We start from the raw sequence: 15,447 nt of genomic DNA, 5'->3' as shown, positions 1-15,447 counted from the left end.
GTCGCAGTTTGTCGCGGGGGAAGGGCGGCCTGATCAGTCCAGAAGCGCAGCGATTTCAGCGGCCGCTTCGTCCGCGGTCTTCAGCGTGCCGGGATCTTCGCCGGGGAACGCCTCTGCTCGCATGCGCGTGGCCGTACCGCCCGGATTGTAGATGTGCGTTCGTATCAGCTTCGCTTCCGCGCCGTAGGTTTCCACAAGGTTCTCCAGCGCGGCCTTCGAAGAGGCGTAAGGACCCCAATAGGCCCGCGGGGCGCGCGCAACGCTGGATGTCACGGCGACAAGATGCGGCGCGTCCGCTGCGCGCAGAAGCGGGTCGAAGGCCTTGATCAGACGGAAATTCGCCGCGACGTTGATGGTGTAAAGCTGCGCGAACTGCTTGTCATCGACGTGCGCGAGCGGACCGAGATCGCCCAGCATGCCGGCGTTCAGCAACAGCAGGTCAAGTCGACCCCAACGCTGATGAACCGCCGGGGCAAGCCGCTGGATCGCCTCTCCATCGGCAAGGTCGAAGGGGGCGAGGGTTGCCGTGCCGCCGGCCGCATGAATTTCATCCTCAACCTCTTCGAGGCCGCCCTCCGTTCTGGCCGTCAGCAGCACATGATAACCGCGCGATGCCAGGCGTTTCGCCGTCGCAGCGCCGATGCCGCGCGAAGCGCCGGTAATAAGGGCGAGGGGTTTGTCCGTGTCGCTCATGACTATGCCTGCGTGTGGGTCCTGGGGTTTAGGCGGCCGCGCCGGTCAGGAGCGTGAACTGATCGGGACCAGCCTCCTCTTCCTGATCCGTCAGGCTGGTGGGATAGGCGCCGGTAAAGCAGGCGTCGCAATATTGCGGCCGGCTCGTATCGCGGCCGTCTTCGCCCAGCGCCCGGTAGAGTCCGTCAACGGAAATGAAGGCCAGGCTGTCCACCTTGATGAAGTCGCGCATCCGCTCGACGTCCATCTGCGCCGCAAGCAGCTTCGACCGCTCGGGCGTATCGACGCCGTAGAAGCACGGGTGCCGCGTCGGCGGGCTGGCGATGCGCATGTGCACTTCCTTCGCGCCGGCATCGCGCATCATCTGCACGATCTTCAGGCTGGTGGTGCCGCGGACGATGGAATCGTCGACCAGCACGATACGCTTCCCGCTGACGATATGCCGGTTTGCATTGTGCTTCAGCTTTACGGACAGGTCGCGAATGCCCTGCCCCGGTTGAATGAACGTGCGGCCCACATAGTGGGAGCGGATGATGCCCTGCTCGAACGGAATTCCCGATTCCTGCGAATAGCCGAGAGCGGCCGGGTTGCCGCTGTCGGGGACGGGAATGACCACGTCCGCGTCGACGGCGTTTTCCAGCGCCAGTTCGCGGCCGATATTCTTGCGGACTTCGTACACGCTCGACCCGTCGAGGAAACTGTCGGGACGCGAGAAATAGACATGCTCGAAAATGCAGGGCCGCGCCGCGCGTTCGGCAAAGGGACGAATGGAGCGCACGCCCTTTTCGTTGATCACGAGCATTTCGCCCGGCTCGACCTGCCGGATGAAGGTGGCGCCGACCACGTCCAGGGCGACGGTTTCGGACGCGACAATGTGCGCATCTTCAAGCCGGCCAAGCACGAGCGGACGGATGCCGAGCGGATCGCGGCAGGCGATCAGCCCCTCCGGCGTCAGACAGGCGAGGGAATAGGCGCCCTCCACCTGCTTCAGCGCGTCGATGATCCGGTCGAGGAGCGGCCGGTAGCTGGATGTCGCGACGAGGTGGATGATGACCTCGGTATCGGACGTCGACTGAAAGATGCTGCCCCGCTTGTTCAGCGCCTTTCGAAGGTGAAGCGCGTTCGAAATATTGCCGTTGTGCGCCACCGCGAAGCCGCCGGAGGACAGCTCGGCGAATAGAGGCTGGACGTTCCGCATGGCCGTCTCGCCGGTCGTGGCATAGCGGGTATGGCCGATCGACGCGCTGCCCGGCAGTTGCCGGATGGTCGCCTCGTCGCTGAAATTCTCGGCGACATGCCCATTGCCGCGTTTGGTATGAAACTGGTCGCCGTCCCAGCTGGTAATCCCGGCCGCCTCCTGCCCGCGGTGCTGCAGTGCATGCAGGCCGAGCGCGGTAAGAGCGGCGGCGCCCTCCATGCCGTAAACGCCGAAGACGCCGCATTCCTCCCGCAGCTTGTCGTCATCATGATCGAAGGGGTTCGTCGTCAGCGGGGAAGCGGGCATTGAAGCGGGCATGGCGCGGATCCGGACTTGGGATGAAGTGGGGCGGTTTCCCGCGCATATAGGAACGTCCGCCGCGTTTGTCGCCCCGTTGTCACAAACATCGCACTCATGCGTTGGGGATATGAATTGAAACCGCAGGAGACGCGAAATGGCCAAGGATCATGGCAGCTCTATCAAGAATGACGACACCTATGAGGAGTTGCGCGATCAGGGTGCGTCTAAAGAGAAGGCGTCCCGTATCGCCAATGCGCAGTCTAACGATTCGATCGATCACAAGTCGACGAAACTTGAGGATCGCACGAAAGACGAACTCTACGAAGAGGCGAAGAAGATCGGTATCGAAGGGCGGTCGGATATGGACAAGGACGAGCTGATCAAGGCGATCCGCAACCACTGATCGCGGGATATGCTGGTGACCGTCCTCGTACAGCGGCGGATGACGCGGCGCTGCCGAGCAGTTAGAACGGGATCATGCAGGACGATCGCGAGCGGGAGGAGGGGGCGGAACTCGCCCTGAAGTTCAATGCGGACGGGCTGGTCACGGCTGTGGCCACCCATGCCGGGACCGGTGACGTTTTGATGCTCGCCCATATGGACGCGGAAGCCTTCCGCCTGACGGCTACCACGCAAATCGCGCATTTCTGGTCCCGTTCCCGCCGCGCCCTCTGGAAGAAGGGCGAAACGAGCGGAAATGTCCTCCGCGTGCGCGACATGCGCATCGACTGCGATCAGGACGCGGTTTGGCTGATCGTCGATCCCGCGGGCCCCGCTTGTCATACCGGCCGTTCCAGTTGCTTTTACCGGCGGTACGATAAGGGTCGGCTGGAACACGTGGAATGAGCATTCCAGAAGGGGCTCTTTAGACGAGAGTTGACGTTAACGTAAACGTCACCCATACAGCTGTCTATGCACGCTGCCGATCCCCAGTCCCTGGTCGCTCCGGCGACAAAGGATCGTTACGCGATCGGTGAACTGAGCCAGGAATTCGGGGTCACGGCGCGCACCATTCGCTTTTATGAAAGCGAGGGTCTTCTTGCGCCGCAACGGGACGGTACGGTGCGGATCTATTCGAAGCGCGATCGGGCACGTCTGGGCTGGATCTTGCGAGGAAAGCGCGTGGGCTTCTCTTTGGCGGAGATCGCCGAGCTCCTCGACATGTACGAACGCGCTGGACCCGAAAGCCAGCGGGCTGCCCTCAGCCACAGCATCGCCGAACGTATCACGGCGCTCGAGGCGCAGCGCGCCGACCTCGACGCCACCATCGATGAATTGAAGCAGTTTGCGCTTACCCTTCAATCCAGCGAGGCGGTCCCAGCGGACGTCGCCTCCAGACAAAGGACCGCCTGACGATGCCAGCGTATACCGCCCCCATTCGCGACACGAAGTTCGTGCTCGAAGAGATTGTGAAGCTTGAACGTCATGGAAATCTGCCGGGCTTCGCGGACGCGGGTCCCGATACGGTGCAGGCGATCCTCGAGGAGGGCGGCAAATTCGTCGAGGGCGTGCTGTTTCCGCTGAACCATAGCGGCGACAAGGAGGGCTGCATGCGGGCCGAAGACGGCAGCGTGACGACGCCAAAGGGCTTCAAGGACGCCTACCGGCAGTTCGTCGAGGGCGGGTGGGGAACGCTCGGCGCGCCTGCAGAATATGGCGGCCAGGGCCTGCCGCACGCCGTCTCCATGGCGTTCGAGGAATATATGTGCGCCGGCAATATGGCCTTTGCCATGTATCCCGGTCTGACGCACGGCGCGATCGCTGCGATCAACGTTCGCGGCTCGGATACCCAGAAGCAGACCTATCTGCCGAAAATGATTGAGGGCACATGGACGGGCACCATGAACCTGACGGAGCCGCATTGCGGCACCGATCTCGGCCTGATCCGCACGAAGGCCAAGGACAAGGGTGACGGCAGCTATGCCATTACCGGCACCAAAATTTTCATCTCCGCCGGCGAGCACGACATGGCGGAGAACATCATCCACCTCGTGCTGGCGAAGCGGGAGGGTGCGCCGGACAATGTGAAGGGCATTTCCCTCTTCGTCGTGCCGAAGGTCCTCGTGAATACGGACGGCTCGCTGGGTGAGCGCAACGGCGTTTCCTGCGGTTCCATCGAGGAGAAGATGGGGATTCACGGCAATGCGACGTGCGTCATGAATTATGACGAGGCGACCGGCTATCTGGTCGGCGAGCCGGAGCGCGGGCTGGAGGCGATGTTCATCATGATGAATGCCGCCCGCCTCGGCGTCGGGGTGCAGGGGTTGGGGCAGGCGGAGATCGCCTATCAGAATGCCGTAAGCTACGCGCTCGACCGGCGGCAGGGCCGCGCGCTGACCGGCGCGAAGGACGAGGAGGCAAAGGCCGATCCCATAATCGTGCATCCGGATGTTCGGCGCATGCTTATGGACGCGCGCGCATTCACTGAGGGTGCCCGCGCGCTGACCCTGTGGGCTGCGCTGCAGATCGACCTGTCGCACAGTGCAGCGACGGAGGAAGAGCGGGAAGCGGCGGACGACGTCGTCGGGCTGCTGACGCCGGTCATAAAGGGCTACTTCACCGACAAGGGTTTCGAGACAGCCGTGAACGCGCAGCAGGTCTATGGCGGCCACGGCTATGTCCAGGAATGGGGCATGGAGCAATATGTGCGCGATGCCCGTATCGCCCAGATCTACGAGGGCACGAACGGCATTCAGGCCATGGATCTCGTCGGACGCAAACTGGGGCGCAAGGGCGGCAAGGCGCTGATGCAGTTCGCCGCGCTGGTGAACGAGGAGATCGAGACCGCAAAAGCGGATGAAGCCCTGCAGCCGTTAGCGGAAAAGCTGGAGAAGGCGGGCGGCGAGTTGCAGGCGGCGACCATGTGGCTGATGCAGAACGGCATGGCCAATCCGAACAATGCCGGTGCCGGTGCGGCCCCCTACATGCACATGATGGGCATCGTCTCGCTTGGCCTCATGTGGCTGAAAATGGCGCGCGCGGCCCAGTCGCACCTGGCAAATGGTGCAGCTGGCGATTCCTTCTACGAGGCCAAACTTGTGACGGCACGCTATTATATGGACCGGTTCCTCCCCGATGTCGGCGCGCTGCGCCGCAAGCTGGAGAGCGGCGCGGAGACGATGATGGCGCTGCCCGCGGAATCGTTCGCGCGCACCTGAATGGCGCAGGCGCGGAGCCGGCCCATCTTGGCCGTGCGTTTTGAGAATGGATCGCCGCGGCAAGATCGGTGCGGCGAACCCGATGGGAGAGGAAATCGATGACCGAAGCCTATATCTACGACGCTGTCCGCACGCCGCGCGGCAAGGGAAAGCCCTCCGGCGCATTGCACGAGATCACGCCGGTTCAGCTCGCGACGCAGGTGTTGCAGGCCGTGCGGGACCGTACGGAAATCGACACCGCCGATGTCGACGACGTTGTTCTGGGCTGCGTGTCGCCGGTCGGAGAGCAGGGCGGGGACATCGCCCGGACCGCAGTCCTCAATGCGGAGTACGCCCAGACAACGGCCGGCGTGCAGATCAATCGTTTCTGCGCATCCGGGCTGGAGGCCACCAACATGGCGGCCGCCAAGGTTATGTCGGGTGAGGCGATGTTTGCCATTGGCGGCGGCGTCGAATCCATGAGCCGCGTTCCCATGGGCTCTGACGGGGCGGCCTGGGCGACCGATCCGTCCGTGAACTTCCACACCTACTTCGCGCCGCAGGGCATCAGTGCGGACCTGATCGCGACCAAATACGGGTTCAGTCGCGATGACGCTGACGCCTATGCCGTCGAAAGTCAGAAACGGGCGGCGCGCGCGTGGGAGGAGGGGCGGTTCAAACGCTCGATCGTGCCGGTGAAGGACGTGATCGGCGAAGCCGTGCTTGACCGCGACGAGCATATGCGGCCGGATACGGACATGCAGGGTCTCGGCTCGCTCAATCCCAGCTTCGAGGGAATTGGCACGCAGATGCCCGGCTATGATGCCGTCGTGCTGCAGAAATACCCCGAGCTGGAGCGGGTGAACCATATTCACCATGGCGGCAACTCGTCCGGCATCGTCGACGGCGCGGCGGCGATCCTGATCGGCAACAAGGAAATCGGCGAGAAATACGGATTGACGCCCCGCGCGCGCATTCGTGCCATGGCCTCCATAGGCTCGGAGCCGACGATCATGCTGACGGGGCCGGAATTCGTGACGCGTAAGGTGCTCGACCGCGCAGGCATGGATGTGAACGATATCGACATTTACGAACTGAACGAGGCCTTTGCCTCTGTCGTGCTGCGCTACATGCAGGCGCTGAACATCGACCATGATAAGCTGAACGTGAATGGCGGCGCCATCGCCATGGGTCATCCACTGGGTGCCACGGGGGCAATGATCCTGGGCACGGTGCTCGACGAGCTGGAGCGCACCGGCAAGGGCACCGCGCTTGCCAATCTGTGCGTCGGTGCCGGCATGGGCACGGCGACGATCATCGAGCGCATTTGAGGACGGCGCTGCGCGGGCCCGCGCAGCGCGTGGCAGTTTCAGCGAACAGCGGGGAGAGGACATCCCATGAAGACCGACACGATCAAATACGACCTCGATGATGATGGCATTGCTCTCCTGACGATCGACCTGCCGGGTCAGTCGATGAATGTCATCAATCAGGAATTCCAGCGCGACATGACCGCGCTCATCGGGGCAATCGTTCAGGATGATGCCGTGAAGGGCGTTGTCGTCACGAGCGGCAAATCGAGCGGCTTCATGGCCGGGGCGGATCTGAAGGGCATGGACTTCGGCCAGGCGGAAAGCGCAGCGACATCGTCCGGCAAGTCGAAAATGGCGGCGCTGTTCGACGGCGTCTATGCGCTCAACAAGATGCTGCGCGACCTGGAAAAATGCGGAAAGCCCGTCGCGGCGGCGGTAAACGGCCTTGCCCTCGGCGGCGGCCTCGAACTGGCGCTGGCCTGCCATTACCGGGTGGTGGCGGACGATCCGAAAACGAAGCTGGGGCTGCCGGAGGTCATGGTCGGCCTGATGCCGGGCGGTGGCGGCACGCAGCGCCTGCCGCGCCTCATGGGCGTACAGCCCGCGCTGATGTACCTGGTCCAGGGGAACACCATGTCACCGCAGGAGGCGGTCGGCTTCGGTGTGTTTCAGGAGATCGCTGCCGCCGGAGAGATCGTCGACAGGGCGAAGGCCTGGGTGAAGGCGAATCCGAAGGGCGGGGTGCAGCCGTGGGACCAGAAGAAGTTCAAGTTCCCGGGCGGTGCGGCCAGCGCGATGAACCCGGCTTTCGCGCAGACATTCATCGGCGGCACGGCGATGGCGATCGGCAAGACACAGGGCAATATCAATGGCCCCTTTGCCATCCTGAGTGCCGTCTATGAGGGGACGCAATTGCCGATGGACACGGCGCTGCGCGTCGAGAGCAAATATTTCGCGAAACTGGTTGCCGACCCGCAGGCGGGCAACATGATCCGCTCGCTTTTCGTATCGAAGCAGGCGGCGGAGAAGGGCGCTCGCCGCCCCGAGGGCGTGCCGCCGATGAAGACCACGAAGCTCGGCATGCTCGGTGCCGGAATGATGGGGGCGGGCATCGCGCTCGTCTCGGCGCGCGCGGGCATCGATGTCGTGCTGCTCGACCGCACGCAGGAAGCGGCGGACAAGGGCAAGCAATATACGGCGGACAAGCTGGGCAGGCGGATGGACAGGGAGGCGCTGCAAGGTGTCCTGGATCGCATTCATCCCACGACCGATTTCGCCGATATCGAGGGCTGCGACTTCATCATCGAGGCGGTGTTCGAGGATCGCGACATCAAGGCGGAAACCACGAAGAAGACCGAGGCGGTCGTCGGTGCCGATACCATCTTCGGCTCGAACACCTCGACCCTGCCGATCACGGGTCTGGCCAAGGCCTGGACGAAGCCGGAAAAATTCATCGGCGTGCATTTCTTCTCGCCGGTCGAGAAGATGCCGCTGGTGGAGCTCATCGTCGGAGAAAAGACCGGCCGCGAAGCCATCGCCAAGGCACTCGACTATGTGCAGCAGATTCGAAAGACGCCGATCGTCGTCAATGACAGTCGCGGCTTCTACACCTCTCGCTGCTTCGGAACCTACGTGCAGGAGGGAACCACGCTGCTCGGCGAGGGCGTGAACCCCGCGCTGATCGAGAATGCAGGAAAGCAGATGGGCATGCCCGTGGGTCCGCTTGCCGTGTCCGACGAGGTGTCGATAGAACTCGGCCACAAGGTCATGCAGCAGACGAAGAAGGACCTTGGCGAAGCCTACAGACCCACGGCGGCCGATGATGTTGTCGAGACGATGATGGCCGAAGGACGTATCGGCCGGAAGGGCGGCAAAGGCTATTACGACTATGCCGAAGGCGGGAAACAGCTATGGCCGGGCCTGTCGGAAGCCTTCGGCCATTCCGACGGGCCTGCCGACGTGCAGGTCGAAGCCGTACAAGAGCGTCTGAAATTCCGCCAGCTCGTTGAATGCGCGCGATGTTTCGAGGAGGGTGTTCTGGAAACGCCGGAGGATGGCGACCTTGGGGCGATCTTCGGTTGGGGATTCCTGCCGTTCACCGGCGGGCCGTTCAGCCATATGGATACGCTCGGCCTCGATCATGTCGTGCGCGTGCTCGACCGGCTAGCTCAGGAACAGGGCGAGCGCTTTGCTCCGCCGCAATTGCTGCGTGATATGGCGACGAAGGGTGAAACCTTCTACGGCAATTCTGCCCGCGAGAAGGCCGCTTGAGGAGGCGCTGACGCTGGGGGGGCAGTTCATCACTGCCCCCTCCATTTCGATCAATATTTTGCTCCTTACGTGTCCACGAAGGCCTCTGTTCCTTGATTTGGCTCGACTCACCGCGCCTCTGACTCGTCTCGTCCTGTCTCATACCTAGGTTGTCCTTCCGTTCATCTTTAAAACAGTATACGGGATTCCAACGAGTTGACGCGGGGAGACATCTATGACGGCACGGGCCACCACCATCGCAGGCGATCACGCTGATCGCAGCCTGGGACACCGCCTTGCCGCCAGTCTGATCCTTCTCGGCCTGTTGATTGCGTCTGCATTTGCCCAGCCCGCGGATGCGCGCAGCCTTCTCCATCTCGATAAATATGCCGCGATCGTGATGGACGCGGATTCCAACGAGGTGCTCTACGCACGCAATCCCGATGCGGCCCGCCCGCCAGCGTCGATTACGAAGATCATGACGCTGATGATCGCGTTCGAGGAAATCGATGCTGGACGCTTGAACCTGGACGACCGGGTCTATTTCTCCGCAACCGCGGCCTCTCAGCCCCCCTCCAAGCTGGGCATCGGCAAGGGCGGGTGGATCACGGTTGAGCAGGCGATCCGTCTGCTGACGACGAAGTCCGCGAACGACGTCGCCGTTGCGCTCGCGGAGCGGATCGAGGGCACGGAAGTCGCCTTCGCGCAGCGCATGACAGAGAAGGCCCGCTCGCTCGGGATGAACGCGACGTCGTTCTACAATGCCAGCGGACTGCCCCATGCGGGGCACATCACGACCGCGCGCGATCTGGCCACTCTTTCCTCGGCCCTGATTCACCAGTTCCCGCACTATTATGCCTACTTTTCAGCGCAGTCCTATACGATGGATGGGCAGACCTTCCCGAACCACAACAGGCTGCTTGGGGAGTTGGTCGGACTTGATGGCATCAAGACCGGCTTCACGAACGCGGCTGGGTTCACCCTGGCGGCGTCCGCGCAGCGGGACGGCAAGCGATTGATCGCGATCGTCCTCGGCGCGCCGTCGAGCGCAGCCCGCAACGAGAACATCACCGAGCTTATCAATTCCGGCTTCGAGGTGCTGAAGCAACGGCGTTACGGCCGCAACACGACCGTTGCCAGCTTCATGAAGGAACCCGAACCGTCGGTGGTCGATCTTTGGTCGCAGCCCGCCACGGCACAAGGATCGGCGCTGGATGAGGACGCGGAACCGACATTCAAACCGACGGCGAGTCTGAAGTCCGGCGGCGTTTCGCAGCCGCAAGAGCTGTCGCGTGCCTACGCCTTCACGCCCTTTTCCACCTCTCTGATGTTCCAGAGCTACGCCTGGCTTCGCTAAACACGCAGCCATTAAAAAAGGGGCGGCCTGTAGCGCTACAGGCCGCCCCTTTTTCGTTCATAGTCGGGCCTAACCCTTCTTCAGATCCGCCTCGTCGGGCTCGAGCAGTTCGTGCAGATGGACGACGAGATACTTCATCTCCGCGTCGTCGACGGTGCGCTGCGCACTGGAGCGCCAAGCCTTCTCGGCGGCAGCGTAATTGGGAAAAATACCCACGATGTCGAGTTTCGACACGTCTTCGAAATCGAGGCCGCGCGGGTCTTTGACCCGTCCGCCAAAGACGAGGTGAAGCTTGGGATAGGCGAGTTCTTGTTCGGGATGGCGTTTCATGTGGACGGCCTATACGCGCGCGCGCTTGAGGAGGCAATTGTCCGATCAGAGCCCCCTGTTATAGCATCGGCCTGCAGTGGCTGTACCGGCCACGGGCTCGGCAACAAAAAGGCCCCGCTCAGCGAGCGGGGCCTTATGAACGGTCAATGATCTGAACTTAGCTGACCCGGCGCTTCATCAATGAAACGAGGGCGTCGAAGCCGTTGCGGCTGATGTAGGAGTTGAAATCCTGTTCCTGCGTCAGCGCCATGTTCACACCAGACACCTTCATATTGCGGATCTTGTAGTCGCTGCCGACTTTCCGCACTTGCCATACGGCATCGATGGGCGCACCGGACGCCGGCTGGACGCGCGTATAGACCTCTATATCGCCCCGCGATCCGCTCGGCACGGCGCGGATCACGTTCAGATTGGCATCCCTGAAGGCGAACAGATTGTTCGTGTAGGTTTCCACCACCCAGGACGGGAACACCTGCATATAGGCGTCATACTGCTGCTTGGTGATATCGTCCTTGTGACGGCGGATCAGATACTGGCCGATATACTGAACGTCGAAATTCTCGGCGAGCATCGAGCGCAGTTCGGTTTTCGTTGCCCGGCTTTCCGGATCGCCGGACTTGATGACCGTGAAGGCATCATTTGCCAGCTTGTCAATGAACTGCCCCGCTGCCTGCGCATCGGCGTCGCTGACTGCTTGCGCGGCAGCGGGAGCCGACGGCATCGTGGCGGCAAGGGGGAGCGCGGCGAGCGCCGCAGCGAGAAACTTCGTCTTCAAACGCATGAAAGAACCTCGTTAGTCTGAAAGATGAACCGGGCGTCCACCATTGGATCTGCCCGGTATCTTTCTCGTCCGTCTAAATCCAGAAATCGGGCTCCCGGTTCCAAAGTCGGCGTCAGTTGTACAGCGCGAATGGCTTCGCCAAGTTGAAGCGGAGAAAACCCTTATCTTGCCGTCTGGACTAGCAGTGGCTGAGTGAATTTCCGATGAATTCCAGCCGGTGGAGACTGTAGCGCGCTTCAGGTGGAGGATTTAAGGCCCGACTCCTTCAGGCCGGCTTCGCCTCCCTTTTTCGCGGCGCCAAGTGCTTGCTGCCCAAGATCCTTCGCCTGGTTCTTCGCCTGGTCGGCAATACCGCGGAACTCTTCGCCGCTGGCATCTTTCGCGGCGCGAGCGGCAGCGGTCGCCTGGTCGTACAGACCGTCCCGGTATTTACCCATGGCACGATTCTCACGTTGCGTGCGAGGGAGGAGCAATCCGAGCGTCAGACCGCCCAGGACGCCAAGACCTGCTGCGACGAGCGGATTGCGCTCGACACGGTCGCCAAGCCGCGCGCGGGCACGGTGAGCGCCCTCTCGCGTCTCTCCCCATTTCTGTCTGCTGTAATCCCTGGCCTTGTCGTAATTCTCGCGAGAGGCGTCCTTGGCATGGCGATAGCGCTGCGACGTATAATCCCGCGCCTCCTGCGCCTTTTCACGTACGGCTTCGGCAGTGTCGTGGGTTTTTTCCCGCACAGTACCGGCCGCTTGATGGGCCCTTTCACGTACCCCGTCCGCCGAGCCTGTCTTGCCCGTCACATTGTCGCTCGAAATCTTGTTCTCGTCCGTCATGGGACACTCCTTTCTTCATCTTTGGAACGCAGCCGGCCCACCGCAAACAGGCCGACGGCCGCAGCCGCGGCTCCAATCGTGTAGGGATGCTGTTGAAGCCGCCGCCGTGCGGTTTCGACTGCAAGAGCGCTCTTGGCGGAAAGCGTGTCGACGGCCTCGTTCATCAGGTTCTGCGGACTGGTCCGCGCCTGGATTTCTGCGACCAGTTCAGACATGCGTTCCCGGGCCTCGACCACCTCTACGGCATGTGCGGCGACCTCGGCATCATACTCCTCTTTGGAGCGGAAGATCATCGCACAACCTCCACCATATCGTCCGCCGTAGCGTCGGCGTGCTTCGAGGTGCGTTCGAGCTTGTTGCGTGCGATCATGAAAAGCACACCCGCAATAAGTATGTTCAGGATAGCAACGACCAGCGCCCCCAATGCGCCGCTGTCGAACAGGTGGGTCAGCCAAATCCCCAGCGCGATCAGAGCGCTGATGTAGAAGATCAGGCCAAACAGCCCGGCCGCCGCCAGCAGGCCTGCCGCTATTGCGGCACCGCGGATGCGCAGCGTCGTCTTCGTTCTGATCAGCGCAATCTCTGCCTTTACGAGATTGCGGCCCTCCGTCTTCAAAGCCCGGACGAGTTCGCCGAGGCTGGCTTCATCGCCAGTCTTATACGTCGGCATGGCGGACCCTAGGCTTTCGCAACCGGGTGCGCGGCGCCAGTGGACGCCTCGTAGCCGTCATTGTCGAGACGATCTGTTGCTTTGACGAACCGTGACAAGGCAAAGCCGGCGATCGCGGCAGCGCCGATGGCGAGGGCAGGCGACCGGCGAACCAGTTCGCGCAGATCGTCCAAAAGCTCGTCGACTTCCTTGCTGTCGAGGGTCGCGGCAAAGCGGTCGATGGTGTCGGCCGCGGACGTGATGTACCCGGTCAGCGCTGCCGCCTGGGTCCCCTCGAACTGCCGAGCGGCGTCGCGCGTGGACTGCGCGAGATTCGAGACCGTCTCAGACGCTTTCGCTTTCCCCTCGACCGCCGCATCTCGCGCCTTGCTGCTGGCATCCGACATCAGCCGGCTGGCCTGGTTCCGGACATCCTCAGGAACCTTCGCCTTCAACTGATCGGCTTTCTGTGCGCCGCGATCGGTGCCAGACACCCCGCCAGCATCCTGGCTCTGATGATCCTCGAAGACAGGATGGCCTGACGGAGTCTCTCCGTTCCCGGCCATGTCCGCCCCGCTCATCGGCGCGGACGGCGTCGTCGGGCTTGCGGCGGTATCGTTGCCGGTCGGCAGCGGCTCGTTGACCGTTCCGCCGGGTTTTGCGTTCTCGCCATTCATAGGCATGATTTCGGCCCTTTCGTTTTTCTCATTGGCGTCTCGCATTTCGAACGAACGCTTGTGCCGCTGGTTCCCGACGTTGCGAGGCCGGAAAAGGGCCGGTAACAGGCCCTCACACAGACACGACATTCGAAACGGATACAACCAGCCTATGACCGCTATCGTCGACATCCATGCCCGTCAGATCCTGGACAGCCGAGGCAACCCCACGGTTGAGGTTGATGTGCTGCTGGAGGATGGCAGTCTTGGCCGCGCAGCCGTTCCCTCCGGCGCTTCAACGGGCGCCTACGAAGCAGTCGAACTGCGCGATGGCGACGCGGACCGTTACATGGGCAAGGGGGTGGACAAGGCCCTGCAGTCGGTGAACGGCGAAATCCTCGACGCGCTGCTGGGCGCGGAGGCAGAGGATCAGTTGGAGATCGACGCAGCGATGCGGGATCTCGACGGCACCGACAACAAGGCACGCCTCGGCGCGAACGCGATCCTGGGAGTCAGTCTGGCGGCTGCGAAGGCTGCGGCGATTGCACGCGGGCTGCCGCTCTATCGCTATATTGGCGGTACGTCGGCGCAGGTGCTGCCGGTTCCGATGATGAACATCGTCAATGGGGGAGCGCATGCCGACAATCCCATTGATTTTCAGGAGTTCATGATCATGCCTGTCGGCGCAGACAGCTTTTCGGAGGGGCTGCGCTGGGGCACGGAGATCTTCCATACCCTGAAGAAGGCGCTCGCGAATAAGGGGCTGGCGACGTCGGTGGGCGATGAGGGCGGCTTCGCTCCCAATCTTGCAAGTGCGGAAGCAGCGCTCGATTTCGTCATGGATGCCGTGCGTACGGCCGGTTTCGAGCCTGGACGCGAGATCATGCTGGCCCTCGATTGTGCCGCGACGGAGTTTCACGAGGATGGGAACTACGTTTATGGCGGCGAGGGGGTGACGCGCAGCCGCGACGAACAGGTGTCCTATCTGGAGCGGCTGGTAAACGACTATCCTATCCTGTCCATCGAGGACGGCATGGACGAGGACGACTGGGATGGCTGGAAGGCGCTGACCGATCGCATCGGCGATCGGGTCCAACTGGTCGGAGACGATCTGTTCGTCACCAATCCCGCACGTCTGAAAGATGGTATCGCGCGCGGCGCTGCCAATTCCATCCTGATCAAGGTCAACCAGATCGGCACGCTTTCGGAAACGATGGATGCCGTGAACATGGCGCATCGCGCCGGCTTCAGCGCCGTGATGTCGCACCGATCGGGCGAAACCGAGGACGCGACGATTGCGGATTTGGCGGTCGCCACCAACTGCGGGCAGATCAAGACCGGCAGTCTGGCGCGCTCCGACCGGCTGGCAAAATACAACCAGCTTCTCCGCATCGAGGAGGAACTGGGCGGGCTTGCCCGTTATGCCGGGACGACGATCCTGCGCTGATCGTTCGGGGCTCGAGCGGTCTTCACGGGCGGGCGGCGCGATCATGCTGCCCCCGCCGTCCTCCAGGACGGAATACTCGGTTCGTCGCAACAGCAGCCGGCGGTCGGCGCAATATCGTTGCCTCCGCGCGAATCCTGTGATTCAAAGGGGTTGATGACGCGCGCCCTTTTTCCTCTCCACCACGTTCGGCCGGTGCTGGTGCCGATGCTGTGCATCGCCCTTATCGGGTTTTTCGCATGGCATGCTTTTGCCGGAGAATCGGGTCTGATGGCCTGGGGCGATTACAAGGCCGAGCGCGCAAGGCTCGCAGCCCAGGCTGAGGCGACCGCCCGTCAACGCAGCGACCTGGAACAGAAAGTCGCGTTGCTGGGTGACCGCGCGGAGCCGGATTACGCCGAGGAGCTCGTTCGTAAGCGACTCGGATTGGTTCGCGAGGACGAGATCATCGTTCGATTGCAGGACTAATTATCGTATAAATGCAGCGGGCAAGCGCCCGTTTGGTTCAAAAG

At 62.4% G+C, this 15,447-nt stretch carries 17 protein-coding genes; 9 read left to right on the top strand and 8 right to left on the bottom strand.

Features of this window, described 5'->3' with window-relative positions:
* Positions 1-33: 33 nt before the first annotated feature.
* Together C725_RS10040 and purF are read right to left on the bottom strand one after the other, a co-directional pair.
* Positions 34-693: an SDR family NAD(P)-dependent oxidoreductase gene (locus C725_RS10040; protein ID WP_008602557.1), complete on the bottom strand. Its 660-nt coding sequence runs from the start codon at positions 691-693 to the stop codon at positions 34-36.
* A 28-nt stretch (positions 694-721) separates the two neighbouring features.
* Entirely contained in the window at positions 722-2,209 is a 1,488-nt protein-coding gene (gene purF, locus C725_RS10035; protein WP_008602555.1) for an amidophosphoribosyltransferase, read from the bottom strand.
* 136 nt (positions 2,210-2,345) lie between these two features.
* Here purF and C725_RS10030 point away from each other — a divergent pair, with 136 nt between their 5' ends.
* The 7 genes from C725_RS10030 (at position 2,346) to C725_RS10000 (ending at position 10,248) form a co-directional block, all read left to right on the top strand.
* A complete protein-coding gene (locus tag C725_RS10030; protein ID WP_008602553.1) occupies positions 2,346-2,594 on the top strand; it encodes a DUF7218 family protein in 249 nt (82 codons plus the stop codon).
* A 74-nt stretch (positions 2,595-2,668) separates the two neighbouring features.
* Complete coding sequence (hisI, locus tag C725_RS10025) at positions 2,669-3,037, top strand: phosphoribosyl-AMP cyclohydrolase (protein WP_008602551.1); 369 nt, start codon at positions 2,669-2,671, stop codon at positions 3,035-3,037.
* Positions 3,038-3,103: 66 nt separating this feature from the next.
* A complete protein-coding gene (locus tag C725_RS10020; protein ID WP_008602549.1) occupies positions 3,104-3,544 on the top strand; it encodes a MerR family transcriptional regulator in 441 nt (146 codons plus the stop codon).
* A gap of 2 nt (positions 3,545-3,546) precedes the next feature.
* A complete protein-coding gene (locus C725_RS10015; RefSeq protein ID WP_008602547.1) occupies positions 3,547-5,349 on the top strand; it encodes an acyl-CoA dehydrogenase C-terminal domain-containing protein in 1,803 nt (600 codons plus the stop codon).
* Between the two features lie 98 nt (positions 5,350-5,447).
* The gene (locus tag C725_RS10010) at positions 5,448-6,659 is read left to right on the top strand and encodes an acetyl-CoA C-acetyltransferase (protein ID WP_008602544.1); all 1,212 of its coding nucleotides are present in this window, start codon (positions 5,448-5,450) and stop codon (positions 6,657-6,659) included.
* 66 nt (positions 6,660-6,725) lie between these two features.
* Positions 6,726-8,912: a 3-hydroxyacyl-CoA dehydrogenase NAD-binding domain-containing protein gene (locus tag C725_RS10005; protein WP_008602543.1), complete on the top strand. Its 2,187-nt coding sequence runs from the start codon at positions 6,726-6,728 to the stop codon at positions 8,910-8,912.
* Between the two features lie 214 nt (positions 8,913-9,126).
* Entirely contained in the window at positions 9,127-10,248 is a 1,122-nt protein-coding gene (locus tag C725_RS10000; protein ID WP_008602542.1) for a D-alanyl-D-alanine carboxypeptidase family protein, read from the top strand.
* Between the two features lie 69 nt (positions 10,249-10,317).
* Here C725_RS10000 and C725_RS09995 read toward each other — a convergent pair whose 3' ends face one another.
* The 6 genes from C725_RS09995 to C725_RS15395 form a co-directional block, all read right to left on the bottom strand.
* A complete protein-coding gene (locus C725_RS09995; protein WP_008602540.1) occupies positions 10,318-10,578 on the bottom strand; it encodes a DUF4170 domain-containing protein in 261 nt (86 codons plus the stop codon).
* 157 nt (positions 10,579-10,735) lie between these two features.
* Positions 10,736-11,359, bottom strand: coding sequence for an MlaC/ttg2D family ABC transporter substrate-binding protein (locus C725_RS09990; RefSeq protein ID WP_008602539.1), 624 nt, complete (start codon positions 11,357-11,359; stop codon positions 10,736-10,738).
* Positions 11,360-11,595: 236 nt separating this feature from the next.
* On the bottom strand, positions 11,596-12,186 hold the full coding sequence (locus C725_RS09985) for a hypothetical protein (RefSeq protein ID WP_008602536.1): 591 nt from the start codon (positions 12,184-12,186) through the stop codon (positions 11,596-11,598).
* Positions 12,183-12,479, bottom strand: coding sequence for a DUF3618 domain-containing protein (locus tag C725_RS09980; RefSeq protein ID WP_008602534.1), 297 nt, complete (start codon positions 12,477-12,479; stop codon positions 12,183-12,185). Before C725_RS09980 ends, C725_RS09985 begins: the two co-directional genes overlap by 4 nt.
* On the bottom strand, positions 12,476-12,856 hold the full coding sequence (locus C725_RS15400; protein ID WP_008602532.1) for a phage holin family protein: 381 nt from the start codon (positions 12,854-12,856) through the stop codon (positions 12,476-12,478). Before C725_RS15400 ends, C725_RS09980 begins: the two co-directional genes overlap by 4 nt.
* Positions 12,857-12,864: 8 nt before the next feature.
* On the bottom strand, positions 12,865-13,518 hold the full coding sequence (locus tag C725_RS15395; protein ID WP_149864633.1) for a hypothetical protein: 654 nt from the start codon (positions 13,516-13,518) through the stop codon (positions 12,865-12,867).
* Between the two features lie 145 nt (positions 13,519-13,663).
* On the opposite strand from C725_RS15395, the gene eno reads away from it, so the two are divergent.
* Positions 13,664-14,938 (top strand): phosphopyruvate hydratase, encoded by a 1,275-nt coding sequence (gene eno / locus C725_RS09965; RefSeq protein WP_008602527.1) that lies wholly within the window; start codon positions 13,664-13,666, stop codon positions 14,936-14,938.
* Positions 14,939-15,091: 153 nt separating this feature from the next.
* Complete coding sequence (locus tag C725_RS09960) at positions 15,092-15,403, top strand: FtsB family cell division protein (protein WP_008602526.1); 312 nt, start codon at positions 15,092-15,094, stop codon at positions 15,401-15,403.
* Positions 15,404-15,447: the final 44 nt, after the last annotated feature.

The organism is Pacificimonas flava (assembly GCF_000342165.1).
GTDB classification, from domain to species: Bacteria; Pseudomonadota; Alphaproteobacteria; order Sphingomonadales; family Sphingomonadaceae; genus Pacificimonas; species Pacificimonas flava.
The sequence above is the reverse complement of the archived record's forward strand: the minus strand, read 5'-3'. Positions and strand labels throughout refer to the sequence as shown.